Below are 17,474 nucleotides of genomic sequence, written 5' to 3' on the forward strand. Positions count from 1 at the left end.
ACATGAGTGTAAAAGATTTTATGACAGAAAAACTGGTGACAGTAACACCAGATACTAAAATTTTCGATGCGGTTGATTTGATGAAAAAGCATGATATTCATCGCTTACCAGTCATTGATAACGGGCAGGTAGCAGGCCTGATCACAGAAGGGACGATTCAAGAAGCGTTGCCATCAAAAGCGACAAGCTTGAGCGTCCACGAAGTCAATTATTTATTGAACAAAACAGTTGTAGCAGATGTGATGATCAAGGATGTCAAGACGATCTCTCCGAATGCAGAACTGGAAGACGCAATCTATTTAATGCGCCAAAATAAAATCAATGTGTTACCCGTATTAGAAAAAGAGCAATTGGTTGGAATCATCACCAATAACGATATTTTCGATGCCTTTTTGAAACTGACGGGTTATCATGAAGGCGGCACGCGGATTCAGCTAAAGATTTTAGAGGATAAAAAAGGCGTACTTGCTAGAGTAGCAAAAATCTTAGCAGATCATGACTTTAGCATTTTGACGGTCATCGTCGATCATCAATCAACTGCAACGATTTTAGAAATCCAATTAGCCAGTAAACAAGTAGAAGAAATCAAACAGCTTCTGACTGACAATGGTTATGAAGTCGTACGAGCAGCAACGACGCAAGTGTAATTTTAAGGACAACTGATCACTCGGTTGTCCTTTTCTTTTGTGGTATGATAAACTAGTCAAAGACGGAGGGAAAGCTATGTCTAAAAAGAACAAAGATATTCAAGTTCAACTCAAAGAAGAAGATCGTTTGATTGAAGGAAAAAAAGAAACAGTTACGCAATTAGTAATAGGAAAAAAAACAATCGGTGAAATTATTCCCGACAATAAAAATTTTCAAGCCTACAATGACGGGCATTTACTAGGGAGTTTTAAGACTCTGGACGATGGGGTCGAAGCCTTGATCCGTAACTGGAATTTACATGAATAATTTTTGAAAAAAATACTTGCATTTTTTTTGAAGATTAGGTATTATAACTGAGTCGGGTTTTTAAATAATAAAAACCTAGCTGGAGGAGTAGCGAAGTGGCTAAACGCGACGGACTGTAAATCCGTTCCTTAGGGTTCAGTGGTTCGAATCCACTCTCCTCCACCATTGGGGTATAGCCAAGCGGTAAGGCAAGGGACTTTGACTCCCTCATGCGTTGGTTCGAATCCAGCTACCCCAGTTGTTCAACGAGTTGCATAGGCAGCTCGTTTTTTTTGTTTTATTGAAAGATAAAACAACAATTCATTCAAATAATTTTTTAAGATTGAAACCAGTAGATTTATTTTGACAGCGAATGATTGAATAACAAAAGCAGGTAAAAGGATCTCGAATATTTTACGGGTGCAGATCGATGACATTCCTACAATAATAAATGATTAAAAAATTTCTTACTGTGATATTTTAGAAATCTCGAAGAAAAAAAGTTCTCTTGCTTGAAGCCTTCTATCATTTACGCTACATTTAGAAGGGAGATAGGAATATTTTTTAGTAGAAAGGGGTTCATTAGGATGAATAAAGTAGAAGAGATCAAAGAGATGCTTACAGATACTGTGGCAAAGGTTTATAGTACAATCAAAGACAATTCGCTAGAAGTAACGAAAGAAAAAGGACAAGTACCCCGCGTAAGAACGGTCCGTCCAACGCGCCATACAATTAAATGGAAAGCGAAAAACCATTAATAAAACGAAAAGAGGCGTCCAGAATTATTATCTGGACGCCTCTTTTTAAGTTTAATGATCGATTTCAATACCTAAGATGGTTAAATGCCCATTTCCCACAAGCTTGACGACTAACTTAGAGAGACTGTCTGCGCTCATAGTAGTATCACTGGTGATCCACCAGTGCAAAGTGCCGACGAAAATCGAAGTCATATACTCAATGATAAAATCTAATGGAACTTCAATATCGTTTTCAGTTATTTTTAAGCGATTAAAAATATGGGAATACTTAACATCCAAGATTTCTGCAATTTTTTTTCGCAGAATTTCATTGCCTGAAGCATCCATGATTGTCAAAAAGAATTTTCGATTGTCTTGAATCTGTTCATAAATATTTTTTAACACCATTTCTACTTTGCGAACCTTCAATCGATTCCCTTGGACAATTTGATCAGGATCTAGAACAGATGCAAAAGCATCGACGGCTTGTTTAAAAATAAAATCGTACAGGTCTTGTTTGTCTTTAAAATGAGCGTAAAATGTCGCACGATTGATCATTGCTTCGTCTGCGATCTCTTGAATAGTAATATTATCGAAACCTTTTAATTCTACTAAATGAATAAAAGCTTCCATAATCATTTTGTTTGTTCGCTTAACTCGGAGGTCTATTTTTTTTGCCATAGGAATTTCCTTTCATTTTTCCAACAAATAAAGCTGGACTGTTGCTTATCACACGAATGAAATGGTTTTGAGTATTGCATAACATTCAAAATCTTTTTAGAATATACGTGAGTAGTATAACAAACACTTTGTAAGTTAATCAACATGTGTTGTTAAAAATGGAAGGTAGGAATAATTATGACATTACGAGCGGGGATTGATGTTGGCTCTACAACCGTCAAGTTGGTCATTTTGAATGAACAAAATGAAAGTCTGTTTGCAAAGTACGAACGTCATTTTTCAGATGTGAAAGCTGCCACAGAGCGTGTGTTGCGTGAAGCAGAATCAGTGATTGGCAATCAAGAAATGACAATGAGTATTACCGGATCTGGCGGTATGGGGCTGGCAGATGTTTTGGCGATTCCTTTTGTACAGGAAGTCATCGCGTGTACTCGTACTGTTGAAGAAGTTATTCCTGAAACGGATGTAGCGATTGAATTAGGTGGAGAAGACGCGAAAATCACCTTTTTCGAAGGCGCATTGGAGCAGCGCATGAACGGAAGCTGTGCTGGAGGGACGGGCGCGTTTATCGATCAGATGGCAGTTTTGCTGAAGACGGATGCAAACGGGGTCAATGAATTAGCAAAAAATTATAAGACAATCTATCCAATTGCTTCTCGTTGCGGGGTATTTGCGAAAACAGATGTGCAGCCTTTAATCAACGAAGGAGCAGCCAAAGAGGATATCGCGGCGAGTATTTTTCAAGCGGTAGTTAATCAAACTATTGCCGGATTAGCAGCAGGCCGGAAAATAAAAGGTAATATTGCGTTTCTTGGCGGTCCGCTATTCTTTATGTCTGAATTGCGCCAACGTTTCATCGAGACATTGAATATCGCGCCAGAAAATGTGATCTTCCCTGAAAATCCACAGCTTTTTGTAGCGATGGGTGCAGCCTTTTATTCGGAGGAAGCAGAGGCAACATCTTTAGAAGCGTTATTGCATCGGTTGACGACAGCGGAGGAAGGGCATTTATCTCCTTCTGATACATTAGAGCCATTGTTCAAAGACGAAGCAGACTTAGCTGAGTTTCGGATGCGTCATGGACAGGCGCAAGCGAAAGAAAAAAGTCTGTCTGAGCATGAAGGAGTGGCATTTTTAGGAATAGATGCTGGTTCAACTACTACGAAAGTTGCCCTGATTGATGACAACGGCAACATGATGTATTCTTTTTATGGCAATAACCAAGGGCAACCATTAGAAACAACGATGACGGTCTTGAAAGATCTATATACGAAATTACCAGAGAATGTTTTTATTGGAAAAGCGGCGGTAACAGGCTATGGTGAACAATTGATCAAGAATGCTTTGAAAGTGGATATCGGTGAAGTTGAAACGATGGCTCATTACAAAGCGGCCAATCATTTCCAGCCAGGAGTCGATTTCATTTTAGATATTGGCGGTCAGGATATGAAGGCGATGACCATCAAAGACGGCGCGCTTTCTTCGATCCAATTAAATGAAGCTTGTTCATCTGGCTGCGGCTCGTTTATTGAAACCTTTGCGAAATCGTTGAATTATAATGTCGAAGATTTCGCGAAAGCCGCCTTAAAATCAAAAGCACCTGTAGATCTAGGCTCTCGTTGTACCGTTTTTATGAATTCAAAAGTGAAACAGGTTCAAAAAGAAGGTGCCTCTGTTGGCGATATTTCTGCAGGACTTTCTTATTCTGTTATCAAGAATGCTATTTACAAAGTAATCAAAGTACGTCGTCCAGAGGAATTGGGTGAAAAGATCGTCTGTCAGGGAGGAACTTTTTATAACGAAGCGGTATTAAGAGCGTTTGAAATGGTAACTGGACGTGAAGTTGTTCGTCCATCCATTGCGGGCTTAATGGGCGCTTTCGGAGCAGCGTTGATCGCTTTAGAAAATTATGAGGTCGGTGAACGTACCGAGACACTTTCATTAGCAGAGATCGACAGCTTTACTGCTGAAAAAGAATTTACTCACTGCGGACTATGCGAGAACAACTGTATGCTGACCGTGACATTGTTCTCTGACGGAAGACAATTTATCACAGGAAATCGTTGTGAACGTGGCGCGCGGATCAAGGTCAAGCGTGAAGATAAAAAAGTGAATCTAGTAGACTATAAATATCGCCGTTTATTCAAATACCGTCCATTACGAAAAAAAGAAGCAGTACGTGGTGAAATTGGGATTCCACGTGTCTTGAACATGTATGAAAATTATCCGTTGTGGCATACGTTCTTTAGCGATTTAGGGTTCCGTGTGAAATTGTCGCCGCGTTCTAACAAAGAATTGTATGAACAAGGGATGGAGACAATTCCTAGTGATACTGCATGTTACCCAGCGAAGATCGCGCACGGACATATTCAAGCATTGATCGACAGCGGCGTACCGATGATTTTCTATCCGGGGGTTGTTTTTGAACGACAAGAATCGAAGGAAGCAGACAATCATTTTAATTGCCCAATCGTCCAAAGTTATCCGGATGTCATTCGCAACAATGTAGATGATATTCGCGACGGCAAAGTCGATTATCGAAATCCTTATTTAAACTTAGCGAATGAAGCCTCTGTGGCTGCTGTTTTGGGTCGCTGTTTCCAAGATCTGGGTATTTCTCAGGAGGAGATCACCAAAGCCTTGCATCATGCTTACGAAGAATTGGAAGCCTTCAAGGACGATATTCGGAAAAAAGGCGAAGAAACACTGTTAATGCTCAACCAAAAAGGGGAGCGCGGCGTGGTTCTTTCTGGACGTCCGTATCATTTAGATCCTGAAATCAATCATGGAATTGCCGAAGTGATTACCCAGGAAGGGTTCCATGTACTTACAGAAGACAGCGTGTCTCATTTGAGCGATGTTGGTAATTTGCGAGTCGTCAATCAATGGGTCTATCATTCTCGTTTGTACGCAGCAGCACGTGTCGTTGCAAAATCAAAAAACCTGGAACTCGTTCAATTAAATTCATTCGGATGTGGACTGGATGCGGTGACGACGGACCAAGTAGAAGAGATCATGGAGCAATACGGTAAAATTTACACCGTCTTGAAGATCGATGAAGGCTCTAACTTAGGTGCAATCAGAATTCGTTTACGCTCTCTGAAGGCTGCAGTGAATGAAAGAGAAAAATCACATTTTGAACCAGTAAAACGCTTTGAAGAACCTGAAAAAATCGTCTTTACAAAAGAAATGCGCAAAAAGCACACGTTATTATTACCAATGCTTAGTCCGATTCATCAATCCGGGTTGTTTGATATTGCTTTGGAAGCTTCTGGCTACAATGTCGTGTGTCTACCGGCGATGGACAGAGAAGCTGTCAATGTAGGACTGAAATTCGTTAATAATGATTCTTGTTACCCAGCGATCATCTCGATTGGACAATTAGTGGAAGCATTGCAGAGCGGCAACTACGATTTAGACAATACGAGTGTCATGATGAGCCAAACGGGTGGCGGGTGTCGTGCAACAAACTATATTCCACTATTACGAAAAGCTTTGAACGATGCAGGCTTCCCACAGGTTCCGGTTGTTTCTGTATCCCTCGGAAATAAGGGGGTAGAAAGCAATCCTGGATTCAAATATACCTTACCTATGTTGAAACGAATCGTCGTAGCAATTCTATATGGAGATTTATTTGAACGTGTTGTTTACAGAACGCGTCCCTATGAATTGAAAAAAGGTCAGATTGATGCGTTGCATGAAGAATGGCTTAAGAAGGTTGAAAGCAATGTTCGAAACGGCTCATTAACAATTTTCAACCGTAACATGAAAAAAATCATTAAAGATTTTGATACGGTACCTATTTCAAATGAAGTGAAGCCAAAGGTTGGTGTCGTCGGTGAAATTTTAGTGAAGTATTCACCAACAGCCAATAACGATATCGTTCGTTTACTGGAAGCAGAGGGCGCTGAGGCAGTCGTGCCAGACTTGATAGGCTTCATGAATTATTCCTTGTATAATCAAATTTGGAAATACGACAATATGGGGATGCCGAAGAAAAATAAAAACTTAGCTGAAATGGCAATTAAATTGATCGAAGTGGTGGAAAAACCGATGGATAAAGCGTTACGTGCGTCTGAACGTTTTACGGGAATTCATTCGATTTATCAATTAGCCGAGGATGCGAGCAAGATTCTTTCGATTGGTAATCATACTGGTGAAGGCTGGTTCTTAACTGGCGAAATGATTGACCTATTGAAGACAGGTGTCAATAACATTGTCTGTATGCAACCATTTGGCTGCTTGCCTAACCATGTTGTGGGCAAAGGCGTGATTAAAGAATTGCGTCATCAATATCCAAAATCTAATATTGCTGCCATTGATTATGATCCTGGAGTTTCCATTGTTAACCAGTTAAATCGTATTCGATTAATGATGGCGACAGCGAATAAGCAATTAAAAGAAGAAATCAAAAGTTAACTGAAAGAGTAGACCAATCAACAATGGTCTGCTCTTTTTTGTTGTTTATCCCTGCGGTTTAATAGGAAGGATTTAACAACGAAAGGATAGATAGCGTCGTTTATCAGAAAGTCAGACACTAGATTCTTTTAAGTCCTTTGAAAAACAAGGTCAGTGAGGCAAAGGTCAGAAGGATTATTGTTGTGCATTAGGTATATACCAGTTATAATGAGAATAGAAAATTGAACGAGGTGACGGAAAGTGGCGAATCAAGTGCCAGTGTATATTCAAATACACGATCAGTTAAAACATGAAATTGAAAACGGTGTATGGAAGGTCGGCGCTCGCTTGCCTTCTGAACGAGAACTATCCACTAGGTTTAGTGTGAGTCGAATGACATTGCGTCAAGCAATCCAGACTTTGTCAGATGAAGGAATATTGGAAAGAAAAATCGGCTCAGGGACCTATGTGGCCAGCAAAAAAGTTCAAGAAAAAATGAGTGGGACAACAAGTTTCACGGACATTATGGAATCGCTGGGGAAAATCCCTTCTAGCAAAACGATTTCTTATTTTCATTCGCGAGCGAGTTCTAGCGAAGCAGAAAAGTTAGGCTTGGAAAAGGGTGAGCAGGTTTTACGAATGGAGCGGATTCGTTACGCAGATGAGATTCCTATCTGTTTTGAAGTAGCAAGTATTCCCGCTAAATTGATTGAGGGTTTCAGTAAAGAGGAAATCACGGAGTCCTTTTATCATAGTCTGCAAGAAAAAGGATTCGAAATCGGTCGAGCGAATCAGACAGTGACATCTATTTTAGCTTCGGAACAAATCGCGGATTATTTATCTGTCAAACGCGGCGATGCAATCTTACGGTTAAGACAAGTATCTTATCTGGCGGATGAACGCCCCTTTGAATATGTACGAACGCAATATGTTGGCAGTCGCTTTGAATTTTATTTAGAAAAATAATCCAAGAAACTAAGTCTCTTGGATTAATTGTTCAGAATAAGCGACTTCGCCGAGTGTAAACTCAACCTGTCCATTCAGTAAATCGATTACGTGTGTCTTAAAAACAGCAAGCTGGTCCTCGTCTACCATACAAGTTACAAGAACTTTGTCAGTAAACTGGGTATCTTTAACTACTAGCTGACCTTGCGTGATGAAGTTCTCCATCTTTCCCCAAAGAGGGTATTCCAGTTGAACGAATACTTCTTGCTGTAGGCGACCTTCAACTATTCCTGTAGCAGTGATCGCTTGAGAGACGGCGTTTGAATACGCGCGTATCAATCCGCCGGCGCCAAGTTTGGTGCCGCCAAAGTAGCGAATGACAACAGCGCAAACATTGATCAGTTCCGTCTTTTTTAATACTTCCAACATAGGAACCCCTGCAGTTCCGCTAGGTTCGCCATCATCTGAAGAACGTTGAATCTCATTACGCTCTCCTAAAACAAAGGCGCTGCAATGATGATTGGCTTTCCAATGTTCCTTTTTGATTTGCTGGATAAAATTTTTTGCTTCTTCTTCTGATTCGATGCGTTTTAAAAAACAAATAAAACGAGATTTTTTAATTTCAATCTCGTGTTGGTTATCGTTTTTGATGGTTCGGTAATTTTGCAGCATAATTTTTTGCCTCACTTTACTTTTCTCATCTCCAGTATATGAGAAAAATAGGGTAGGTTTCAACTAAATGCCATGTTGTCTGTATGATTTTGTTTGAAGGTGAGGAATGAGCATGACGCGTGTAAAAAAATATGATGGGATCACTCATTATTTGAAAAGTAATAATGGCTCTCAAGTAACGCTGACCTTTACTCAATTTGATGAATTGCTATTTCCTCGCAGCGGCTTGCCGCAAACAGCTCGGCAAGACCTGGATTGGTGGGCGAATGATTATCGTCATCCTGAAAAAGGAGCCTACGGTTGGCTGAACGCGAATTATGAAGTAGTACAAGTCAATCTTGATAAAGAATATGTTGTGTTCAATAAATTAGTTAAATCGAGTTGGCTCATTTAAAAATCATAAAAATTGTGGAATTCTAGCGTAACGATCAAATCGTTGCGCTTTTTTTTTAATCTTTTACAGAGGATAAAGCAATACACTGCTCATGACGTACTTTGTTAAAAAAGAAAGGTTTGAATAAAATGATTGGTCAGCGTTTATTAGTAAAAGAATGGGAAACATTTTATCCACAAGCGGATATAAAAAAGGCAGTGAAGACTCCCGCGATGATAGCATCTGGAGAAGAGTGGATATGTCAGCGTTGCGGAAGTCATTCTCGTGAAAAAGTGCCAGCAGCTTATTTCTATTGTCCTCATTGTATTAGTTTAGGAAGGATGACCAGTGAGCAATCGCTTTACTATTTTCCCCCAGAAAGAATCACACCAAGGAAAATTGAGATTGTTTGGTCGGGACATCTTTCGCCGCCACAAGAAAAAATCGCGAAGCAGTTGATTGCGGATCAACGATCAGGGAAAACTTTTTTACTTTGGGCAGTGACGGGAGCAGGAAAGACGGAGATATTGTTTCCTTTATTAAAAGCCTATTTAGAACAAGGAAAACGGGTAGCTGTTACGTCGCCTCGAGTGGATGTCTGTAACGAAATATTTTTACGCTTTTGTGGGGCGTTTCCGCAAGAAAAGATCAGTATCTTTCATGGACAGGAAAGAAAAGATAACGGGGATATCTTTGTGGTATGCACAGTCCACCAATTGTTACGCTACCATGAATATTTTGATCTGGTAATAATCGATGAAGTGGATGCATTTCCCTATGCAGAAGACCCTTTACTGCACCGTACTGTGGAAAGAGCAAAAAAAGCAGATGGTAAGCGTGTGTTTTTAAGCGCGACGCCTGATGAAAAGCTAAAGAAGTCAGTAGACTACCAGTACCATTTACCTGCCAGATTTCATCGCCGTGGGTTACCTGTTCCACAAGTGCTTTATTGCTGGCGCTTAGAGAAAGATCTGTCTGCGGGGCACCTTTCAAAGAAAATCTTGAATAAAATAACTGAATTACTTGCAGAAAACAATGTACTTTTGTTTTGTCCGAATATCTCTCTATTGGCGAAAATGGCAGAAGATATTCAAACGTATTTTCCAGAAGTGAAGTTGGCCACCGTTTTTTCACAAGATCAAGAGCGTCTAATAAAAGTCGAAAATATGCGTGCGGGGAAGTATCAATTGCTGCTCACTACGACGATTCTTGAACGGGGAGTGACTTTTGAAAAAGTATCGGTTGTAGTTTTACAAGCGTCTCACCGTGTGTTTAAAAAATCAGCGTTGGTCCAAATAGCCGGACGCGCTGATCGTAAAGGAGAGTACAATCAGGCAAAAGTTTTCTTTGCGACCAGCGAAATGACTACCGCTATCAAGGGGGCTATCAAAGAAATCAACGAAAACAATCGACAAGCTAGAGAGGCGGGATTGATTGATGCGCTGTAGTTGCTGCCAACAGGAAGTGGTAAAAAACGTAACTTTACGTGAGTTGTTCTTCAACACCAGTCAGCGGTGTTATCATTGTGAAAAGCGTTTCTCAAAAATAAATAGCAAAACGGCATGTCCGGGATGTGGTCGCCCAGATTCGCCGAAGCTATGTGGAGATTGCCAGTTATGGGAAACGCAGTTAGGATTTGTATTGAATAATCAAGGTATTTTTCGCTACGATGAAGGATTTCAGCGATGGATCGAAAGCTATAAATTCAAAGGGGATTACCGCGTGCGAGGAGGGATCGCAAAAGAATTAAAAGAAGCGCTAAAAAAGTATTCAGACTATCTGATTTGTCCGCTCCCGCTCTCAAAAGAACGTTTTAGAGAAAGAGGATTCAATCAAGTATGCGGTTGTTTAGAATCGGCAGATTGTTCTTATATAGAGTTGTTGGAACGAAAAGAGCTTTCCCCGCAGTCAGAAAAATCACGTGCGGAACGATTAAAAATGGAACAGCCTTTTGCTTTGAAGGTGGAAAATAGAAAGATTAGAAATCAAAGAGTTTTATTAGTGGACGATGTCTATACGACGGGGCGCACACTGTTTCACGGAGCAGAAATTCTTTATAAAAATGGTGCTAAAACGGTGAAAAGCTTGACTTTTTCACGCTGAAATGCATTATTTTTTCGAGTGAAATTGATAGCGATTTACTTTGCAAAAGGATTAGATTTCGATATAATAGAATTAAGAAGAAGAGGGAAGAGTGGTCCTTCCTCCGATCTTCAGTTGGCAAGACGAAAGGGGCAATACGTATGTTCAAATATAATGTTCGTGGTGAAAACATCGAAGTTACTGAAGCTATCCGCAATTACGTTGAAAAGAAAGTAGGAAAGTTAGAACGCTACTTCACTGATGTTCCGGACGCAACTGCTTATGTCAATTTAAAAGTCTACACAGAAAAAACGGCAAAAGTTGAAGTAACGATTCCATTACCTTACTTAGTTCTTCGGGCCGAAGAAACTTCACCAGATTTGTATGCAAGTATTGATTTGGTTGTGGATAAATTAGAACGTCAGATCCGCAAATTTAAAACAAAAATTAATCGCAAAGCTCGTGAAACTTCTTTACCAACACGTGAAGTTGCTGTTGAATTGAACGATGAAGCAGAAGAAACTTCTGAGTTAGAGATTGTTCGTACGAAACGCTTATCATTGAAACCAATGGGCAGCGAAGAAGCAGTCTTACAAATGAACATGCTTGGGCATAACTTCTTTATCTTTGAAGATGCTGAAACGAATGGTACAAGCATCGTTTACCGTCGTAAAGATGGTAAATATGGTTTGATCGAAACAGATTAACAAATAGGCTTCAATAAATACTTTGTTAAGCCATATATCTAGAATTCACGCCTTCCAGCTAGTGCTGGAAGGTTTTTTATTTTGATTGAATTTAAAGTTTTAGAATGAAGCCACTTTTTCTTGAGGAATTCATTGCTCTAACTCGTTGGCAGGAAGGAAATGCCAGCCAAAAGATTAATCATTGTATAAGTCATGTATTATTCGTCATGAGAAGTTTCTTTTCTCAAGGACTAATGATAAAATATACTAGCGGGTTTCTATCGAAAAATAGAAAATGAAAAGAAATAAAGGAGTAAGATAAACGAATGGCAAACTTTCTGAGACGAATGATTGAAAATGATAAAAAAGAATTAAAACGATTAAGCGGGATCGCGGACAAGGTCGAAACCTTTTCTAGCGCCATGGAAGAATTGTCTGATGCGCAATTACGGGGTAAGACCGAAGAGTTCAGAGGACGTTATCAAGCAGGAGAAACCTTAGACGAAATGTTGCCAGAAGCGTTTGCAGTAGTTCGCGAAGCAGCGAAACGCGTCTTAGGTCTGTACCCTTACCACGTACAATTAATGGGTGGGATCGTATTACACGATGGCAATATCCCAGAAATGAAAACAGGTGAAGGGAAAACCTTAACAGCAACGATGCCGGTGTATCTAAATGCTATAACTGGTGAGGGTGTCCACGTTGTAACAGTCAATGAATACTTGGCTACGCGGGATTCTACAGAAATGGGCGAGTTGTATAACTTCTTAGGACTGAGCGTTGGTTTGAATATCAATTCAAAAACAGCGGATGAAAAACGTGAAGCGTATAACTGTGATATTACATACAGTACGAACAATGAACTAGGTTTTGATTATCTACGAGACAACATGGTAGTTTATCAAAGTCAAATGGTTCAACGTCCGCTAAACTACGCGATCGTCGATGAAGTGGATTCAATCTTGATTGATGAAGCTCGGACTCCTTTGATCATTTCAGGAGCGGCTGAAAAATCGACAGCTCTTTACACACGCACGGATAATTTCGTGAAGCGTTTGAAAGAAGAAGAGGACTTCAAGATTGACATTCAGTCAAAAACGATTGGTTTAACGGAACAAGGAATCGAAAAAGCTGAAGAAAACTTTGGATTAGAAAATTTGTATGATCTTGATAATACTGCATTGACCCATCATTTGGATCAAGCGTTGCGGGCCAACTTTATCATGATTCGTGATATTGACTACGTGGTACAAGAAGGCAAAGTTCTGATCGTTGACCAATTTACTGGACGTATTATGGATGGTCGTCGCTACTCTGACGGGTTACACCAAGGGATCGAAGCCAAAGAAGGCGTTGAAATCGAAGACGAAACGAAGACGATGGCAACCATCACCTTCCAGAACTATTTCCGGATGTATAAAAAACTTGCCGGTATGACAGGGACAGCAAAAACAGAAGAAGAAGAGTTTCGTGAAATCTATAATATCGAAGTTATTCAAATTCCGACTAATCGTCCGATCATTCGTGAAGACCATGCAGACTTGTTATACCCAACATTGGAAAGCAAATTCCATGCTGTCGTTCAAGACATCAAAGAACGTCATCGTAAAGGACAGCCCATTCTTGTTGGTACGGTAGCGGTTGAAACATCCGAATTGCTTTCAAATATGTTGGACCGTGAAAAGGTTCCGCATGAGGTCTTGAATGCGAAAAATCACTTTAAAGAAGCAGAAATTATTATGAACGCGGGTCAAAAGGGCTCCGTAACTATTGCGACGAACATGGCTGGTCGAGGAACAGATATCAAGCTAGGTCTAGGGGTCATTGAACTGGGCGGACTTGCCGTAATCGGTACAGAACGTCATGAATCTCGCCGTATTGATAATCAGCTACGTGGTCGTTCTGGTCGTCAAGGAGATCCAGGTGTTTCACAATTCTATCTTTCATTGGAAGATGATTTAATGAAACGTTTTGGCTCTGAACGAATCAAAGCGTTCTTGGACCGGATGAAAGTAGAAGACGAAGATGCCGTTATTCAAAGTAAAATGCTGACACGTCAAGTTGAATCTGCTCAAAAACGAGTAGAAGGAAACAACTACGATACACGTAAAAATGTTTTGCAATACGATGATGTGATGCGTGAGCAACGGGAAGTAATCTACAAACAACGGCAAGATGTGATCATGGGCGAAAAAGATTTGACACCAAACTTATTGAACATGGTACGCCGGACAATTTCACGTGTCGTGGACAGCCACACGCAATTGGATAAGGAAAACTGGAATTTTGAGGCCTTAGCTGATTTCGCCGGAACGACATTGGTGCACGAGGATACTGTTTCTAAAGCGGACTTTGAAAATAAAACGCCAGAAGAAATGAAGGATTATCTTTATAGTCGTGCAAAAGAGGTTTTTGATTCTAAAGTGGCCCAATTACAGAGCCCTGAACAATTATTAGAATTTGAAAAAGTAGTCATCTTGCGTGTTGTAGATACAAAATGGACCGATCACATTGATGCAATGGATCAATTGCGTCAATCTGTAGGGCTTCGTGCCTATGGACAAAACAATCCGTTGGTAGAATATCAAACAGAGGGCTACAAGATGTTTGAAGATATGGTAGGCGCAATCGAGTTTGAAGTGACACGACTCTTCATGAAAGCAGAGATCCGTCAAAATGTTCAACGGGAGCAAGTAGCGCAAAATCAACAAGAACACCCAGTGGAAGCAGATGGAGATCCTAAGAACCTAACTGAAACGAAGCAAAAGCCTGTTCATGTTGAAAAAGTAGGGCGCAACGATCCATGTCCTTGCGGCAGCGGAAAAAAATATAAAAACTGTCATGGCAAAGGACAATAATTATTTACGATAAGAAATGAACCTTTAGGACGGGACATAGCTATTATGTCTCGTCTTTTGCGAGTTTCACTCCGTTCCTATTTTTGGATAGTTCATGGTATCTTATAGGTGTAATAATTTAATAGATTATGTGTGGTAGAAACCGTTTGTATATTAAACTGGTTGCGAAGTAGTGTTCAAACGTTCAATATAGTCGTAAGATTTTATTTTTGAAAGAGCAAGTATTGGTTATATGGATAATTTTTATCCGAGAGAAAGAAGGAAAAAAGTTGGAAAACGCAGAAATACGAAATTTATTAGATACGATGCAAGAGCAAGTCGCAAGTTTCAGGGGGTCTCTTTGACCTAGAGCAGTTAGAGGAGGATATCGCTGAAGCTGAAAACCAAATGTCTGCACCAGATTTTTGGAATGACTCCGAAAAAGCGCAGGCTCTGATTAATCGAAATAATGCTTCTAAGGATACCTATGATCAGTTTCAAGTGATCGCAAATGAGACGGACGAAATGAATCTTATGTGGGAAATGCAGCAGGAAGAATTTGATCCTGAAATGCAAAAGGAATTAGAAGAGCGATTAAATCAGTTGCAGGAAAGAATTTCAGGTTTTGAATTATCGTTGTTATTAGACAATCCCTATGATAAAAACAATGCCATTGTAGAACTTCATCCTGGCGCTGGTGGGACAGAATCTCAAGATTGGGGTTCAATGCTTTTACGCATGTATACTCGTTGGGCAGACCAACACGGTTTTTCAGTGGAGACAATCGATTATCAGTCAGGTGATGAAGCTGGAATAAAAAGCGTTACGCTGATGATCAAAGGAACGAACGCCTACGGCTATTTAAAATCTGAAAAGGGTGTGCACCGATTAGTTCGGATATCGCCGTTTGATTCAGCGAGTCGTCGTCATACTTCTTTTTGCTCGGTGGAAGTCATGCCTGAGTTGGACGAAAACATTGAAGTCGAAGTCAATCCTGATGATTTAAAAGTGGATGTTTATCGTGCAAGCGGTGCTGGTGGACAGCATATCAATAAAACTTCTTCGGCGGTTCGGATCACACATTTGCCAACAGGAACGGTTGTTGCCAGTCAGGCACAACGTTCACAATTTCATAATCGCGAGACGGCTATGCAGATGTTGAAGGCGAAGCTCTATCAGTTAGAGATAGAGAAAAAGGAGCAAGAGGCTGCGGCGTTGCGAGGAGAACAAAAAGAGATTGGTTGGGGATCGCAAATTCGTTCATATGTTTTTCATCCTTATTCAATGGTAAAAGATCACCGTACGGAACATGAAACTGGGAATGTACAGGCTGTGATGGACGGCGATCTAGATCCTTTTATCGATGCTTACTTGAAATGGCGCTTGGCGCAAGACACTCAAGCTTAAAAATGAAATCAAATTGTAAAGTTATGAAAGCCAGTTGCAATGTTGGCATGCTATAATAACAAAGAATTTAAGAGGATTTGGAGAGATAAAGCATGATTGAAATGCAGGATGTAACAAAAAAATATCCTAATAAGACAACTGCTGTGCGTGGGATTTCGGTCCGTATCGATCAAGGTGAGTTCGTCTATGTCGTTGGCCCCTCTGGTAGTGGAAAATCTACTTTTATAAAATTGATGTATCGTGAAGAGAAAGCAACTTCTGGAAAAGTATTGGATGTTGCCCGTCATGATTTGTTAAAGATCAAAAATAAAGAAGTTCCTTATTTACGTCGAGATGTTGGCGTGGTTTTTCAGGACTTCAAGTTATTGCCTCGTAAGACAGTCTATGAAAATGTCGCTTACGCGATGCAAGTTATCGGGCGCAAGCCGCGTGATATCAAAAAACGTGTGATGGAAGTTTTAGATTTAGTTGGTCTAAAACACAAAGTTCGCGTATTCCCGAGTGAATTATCCGGTGGGGAACAGCAACGAGTGTCTATTGCGCGTGCCATCGTAAATACGCCTAAAGTATTGATCGCAGATGAGCCAACAGGAAACTTGGACCCGGATACGTCTTGGGAAATCATGAAGCTGTTGGAACGGATCAATAACCAAGGAACAACGATCGTTATGGCGACTCATAACAAAACGATCGTAGACACCATGCGTCATCGCTTGATCGCGATTGAAAATGGCTTGATCGTTCGGGATGAAGCGGAAGGAGAATACGAGTTTGATGATTAGAAATTTCTTCCGACACTTATTGGAAAGTATCAAAAGTGTCAAACGTAACGGCTGGATGACATTAGCATCAGTCAGTGCAGTAACGATCACACTAACGATGGCGGGAATATTCCTTGCAGTCATCATGAATGCGACAAAATTGGCGCAAGATGTCGAAGGAAATGTCGAAGTAACCGTCTTTGCTGATATCGGCACAAAAGAAAAAGATCTTAAAGCGTTAAAAACGGATTTAGAAGAGATCAAACACGTGGACAAAGTGACTTTCTCCAGCAAGCAAGAGCAATTGAGAAAATTACAAAAACAAATGGGTGATGCGTGGGATTTATTTGAAGGGGACAGCAATCCTCTTTATGATGTTTATATCGTAAGCGCAACAGATGCACAGTATATTCGTCCAGTGACCCGTGAAGCGAGTCAACTAAATAATGTCTTCCGTGCAAATTACGGCGGAAACTCAGCGGATCGAATCATTCAAATGTCCAAGGTTGTACGAACATGGGGCTTAGCCGCCGCCGCATTGTTAATCTTTGTAGCGATTTTCTTGATTTCGAATACGATTCGAATCACGATTATTTCACGCAAAACAGAAATTCAAATCATGCGACTGGTAGGAGCTAAAAATGGCTATATTCGTTGGCCATTCTTTCTTGAAGGTGGTTGGATCGGATTGATTGGTTCAATCGTACCGATTCTAGTGCTAACGTATGGCTATTCTCAAGTATACGGCATAGCCGCGCCTTATCTATTGCAATCAAATCTAGCGTTGCTTCGTCCAAGCCAAATCGTATGGATTTTAGATATTGTAATGGCTGTTGGCGGGTACTTGATCGGTTCATTAGGTTCAGTTATCTCTATGCGTCGTTTCTTAAAAATCTAAATAATGAAACTTCTCCGTGTTTTCGGAGGAGTTTTTTTTATAGAATATTTTTAAAAGAGAATGT

At 40.3% G+C, this 17,474-nt stretch carries 15 protein-coding genes and 2 tRNA genes; 15 read left to right on the forward strand and 2 right to left on the reverse strand.

Annotated features, from left to right (window positions below; all coding sequences use genetic code 11):
* The first annotated feature begins 2 nt into the window (after window positions 1-2).
* The 5 genes from IGI66_RS03660 (at window position 3) to IGI66_RS03680 (ending at window position 1,691) form a co-directional block, all read left to right on the forward strand.
* Window positions 3-647, forward strand: coding sequence for a CBS and ACT domain-containing protein (locus IGI66_RS03660; RefSeq protein ID WP_288227632.1), 645 nt, complete (start codon window positions 3-5; stop codon window positions 645-647).
* Window positions 648-723: 76 nt separating this feature from the next.
* Window positions 724-954, forward strand: coding sequence for a DUF2969 domain-containing protein (locus IGI66_RS03665; protein ID WP_010781575.1), 231 nt, complete (start codon window positions 724-726; stop codon window positions 952-954).
* An 81-nt stretch (window positions 955-1,035) separates the two neighbouring features.
* Window positions 1,036-1,119: transfer RNA gene (locus tag IGI66_RS03670), tRNA-Tyr, on the forward strand.
* A gap of 1 nt (window position 1,120) precedes the next feature.
* A tRNA-Gln gene (locus IGI66_RS03675) sits at window positions 1,121-1,192 on the forward strand.
* A gap of 328 nt (window positions 1,193-1,520) precedes the next feature.
* Window positions 1,521-1,691 carry a hypothetical protein gene (locus IGI66_RS03680; RefSeq protein WP_205242131.1) on the forward strand — a complete coding sequence of 57 codons (171 nt, stop codon included), beginning with the start codon at window positions 1,521-1,523 and terminating at the stop codon, window positions 1,689-1,691.
* Between the two features lie 51 nt (window positions 1,692-1,742).
* Here the strand turns inward: IGI66_RS03680 and IGI66_RS03685 are convergent, their stop codons facing one another.
* Window positions 1,743-2,351: a TetR/AcrR family transcriptional regulator gene (locus IGI66_RS03685; RefSeq protein ID WP_438847631.1), complete on the reverse strand. Its 609-nt coding sequence runs from the start codon at window positions 2,349-2,351 to the stop codon at window positions 1,743-1,745.
* Between the two features lie 177 nt (window positions 2,352-2,528).
* On the opposite strand from IGI66_RS03685, the gene IGI66_RS03690 reads away from it, so the two are divergent.
* Both IGI66_RS03690 and IGI66_RS03695 read left to right on the forward strand, forming a co-directional pair.
* Window positions 2,529-6,770, forward strand: coding sequence for a 2-hydroxyacyl-CoA dehydratase (locus IGI66_RS03690; protein ID WP_010781572.1), 4,242 nt, complete (start codon window positions 2,529-2,531; stop codon window positions 6,768-6,770).
* Window positions 6,771-7,010: 240 nt separating this feature from the next.
* Complete coding sequence (locus tag IGI66_RS03695; RefSeq protein ID WP_010781571.1) at window positions 7,011-7,715, forward strand: GntR family transcriptional regulator; 705 nt, start codon at window positions 7,011-7,013, stop codon at window positions 7,713-7,715.
* A gap of 9 nt (window positions 7,716-7,724) precedes the next feature.
* Here the strand turns inward: IGI66_RS03695 and IGI66_RS03700 are convergent, their stop codons facing one another.
* Window positions 7,725-8,366, reverse strand: a complete 642-nt coding sequence (locus IGI66_RS03700; protein WP_431378024.1) for a YigZ family protein — start codon at window positions 8,364-8,366, stop codon at window positions 7,725-7,727.
* 106 nt (window positions 8,367-8,472) lie between these two features.
* On the opposite strand from IGI66_RS03700, the gene IGI66_RS03705 reads away from it, so the two are divergent.
* From IGI66_RS03705 to ftsX, 8 genes are all read left to right on the forward strand, one after another.
* Window positions 8,473-8,760: a DUF7662 domain-containing protein gene (locus IGI66_RS03705; protein ID WP_086305508.1), complete on the forward strand. Its 288-nt coding sequence runs from the start codon at window positions 8,473-8,475 to the stop codon at window positions 8,758-8,760.
* A gap of 128 nt (window positions 8,761-8,888) precedes the next feature.
* Entirely contained in the window at window positions 8,889-10,187 is a 1,299-nt protein-coding gene (locus tag IGI66_RS03710; RefSeq protein WP_438847634.1) for a DEAD/DEAH box helicase, read from the forward strand.
* On the forward strand, window positions 10,177-10,842 hold the full coding sequence (locus IGI66_RS03715; RefSeq protein WP_431380731.1) for a ComF family protein: 666 nt from the start codon (window positions 10,177-10,179) through the stop codon (window positions 10,840-10,842). Before IGI66_RS03710 ends, IGI66_RS03715 begins: the two co-directional genes overlap by 11 nt.
* A gap of 140 nt (window positions 10,843-10,982) precedes the next feature.
* Window positions 10,983-11,528 (forward strand): ribosome hibernation-promoting factor, HPF/YfiA family, encoded by a 546-nt coding sequence (gene hpf, locus IGI66_RS03720; RefSeq protein WP_010781567.1) that lies wholly within the window; start codon window positions 10,983-10,985, stop codon window positions 11,526-11,528.
* Window positions 11,529-11,833: 305 nt separating this feature from the next.
* Window positions 11,834-14,365, forward strand: coding sequence for a preprotein translocase subunit SecA (gene secA, locus IGI66_RS03725; RefSeq protein ID WP_086305511.1), 2,532 nt, complete (start codon window positions 11,834-11,836; stop codon window positions 14,363-14,365).
* A 269-nt stretch (window positions 14,366-14,634) separates the two neighbouring features.
* A protein-coding gene (prfB, locus tag IGI66_RS03730) for a peptide chain release factor 2 (RefSeq protein WP_438847637.1) occupies window positions 14,635-15,751 on the forward strand; the annotation gives its coding sequence in 2 pieces (ribosomal slippage) (window positions 14,635-14,706 and window positions 14,708-15,751; 1,116 coding nt in all).
* Window positions 15,752-15,843: 92 nt separating this feature from the next.
* Window positions 15,844-16,533, forward strand: a complete 690-nt coding sequence (ftsE, locus tag IGI66_RS03735; protein ID WP_010781564.1) for a cell division ATP-binding protein FtsE — start codon at window positions 15,844-15,846, stop codon at window positions 16,531-16,533.
* Window positions 16,526-17,410: a permease-like cell division protein FtsX gene (gene ftsX, locus IGI66_RS03740; protein WP_010781563.1), complete on the forward strand. Its 885-nt coding sequence runs from the start codon at window positions 16,526-16,528 to the stop codon at window positions 17,408-17,410. Before ftsE ends, ftsX begins: the two co-directional genes overlap by 8 nt.
* Window positions 17,411-17,474: the final 64 nt, after the last annotated feature.

The sequence above is a fragment of the Enterococcus sp. AZ048 genome, assembly GCF_051715125.1.
GTDB lineage: Bacteria > Bacillota > Bacilli > Lactobacillales > Enterococcaceae > Enterococcus_A > Enterococcus_A gilvus.

Coding starts and splice junctions, on each gene's coding strand:
- IGI66_RS03660 (WP_288227632.1), top strand. CDS start 3: ATGAGTGTAAAAGATTTTATGACAGAAAAACTGGTGACAGTAACACCA.
- IGI66_RS03665 (WP_010781575.1), top strand. CDS start 724: ATGTCTAAAAAGAACAAAGATATTCAAGTTCAACTCAAAGAAGAAGAT.
- IGI66_RS03680 (WP_205242131.1), top strand. CDS start 1,521: ATGAATAAAGTAGAAGAGATCAAAGAGATGCTTACAGATACTGTGGCA.
- IGI66_RS03685 (WP_438847631.1), bottom strand. CDS start 2,351: ATGGCAAAAAAAATAGACCTCCGAGTTAAGCGAACAAACAAAATGATT.
- IGI66_RS03690 (WP_010781572.1), top strand. CDS start 2,529: ATGACATTACGAGCGGGGATTGATGTTGGCTCTACAACCGTCAAGTTG.
- IGI66_RS03700 (WP_431378024.1), bottom strand. CDS start 8,366: ATGCTGCAAAATTACCGAACCATCAAAAACGATAACCAACACGAGATT.
- IGI66_RS03705 (WP_086305508.1), top strand. CDS start 8,473: ATGAGCATGACGCGTGTAAAAAAATATGATGGGATCACTCATTATTTG.
- IGI66_RS03710 (WP_438847634.1), top strand. CDS start 8,889: ATGATTGGTCAGCGTTTATTAGTAAAAGAATGGGAAACATTTTATCCA.
- IGI66_RS03715 (WP_431380731.1), top strand. CDS start 10,177: ATGCGCTGTAGTTGCTGCCAACAGGAAGTGGTAAAAAACGTAACTTTA.
- hpf (WP_010781567.1), top strand. CDS start 10,983: ATGTTCAAATATAATGTTCGTGGTGAAAACATCGAAGTTACTGAAGCT.
- secA (WP_086305511.1), top strand. CDS start 11,834: ATGGCAAACTTTCTGAGACGAATGATTGAAAATGATAAAAAAGAATTA.
- ftsE (WP_010781564.1), top strand. CDS start 15,844: ATGATTGAAATGCAGGATGTAACAAAAAAATATCCTAATAAGACAACT.
- ftsX (WP_010781563.1), top strand. CDS start 16,526: ATGATTAGAAATTTCTTCCGACACTTATTGGAAAGTATCAAAAGTGTC.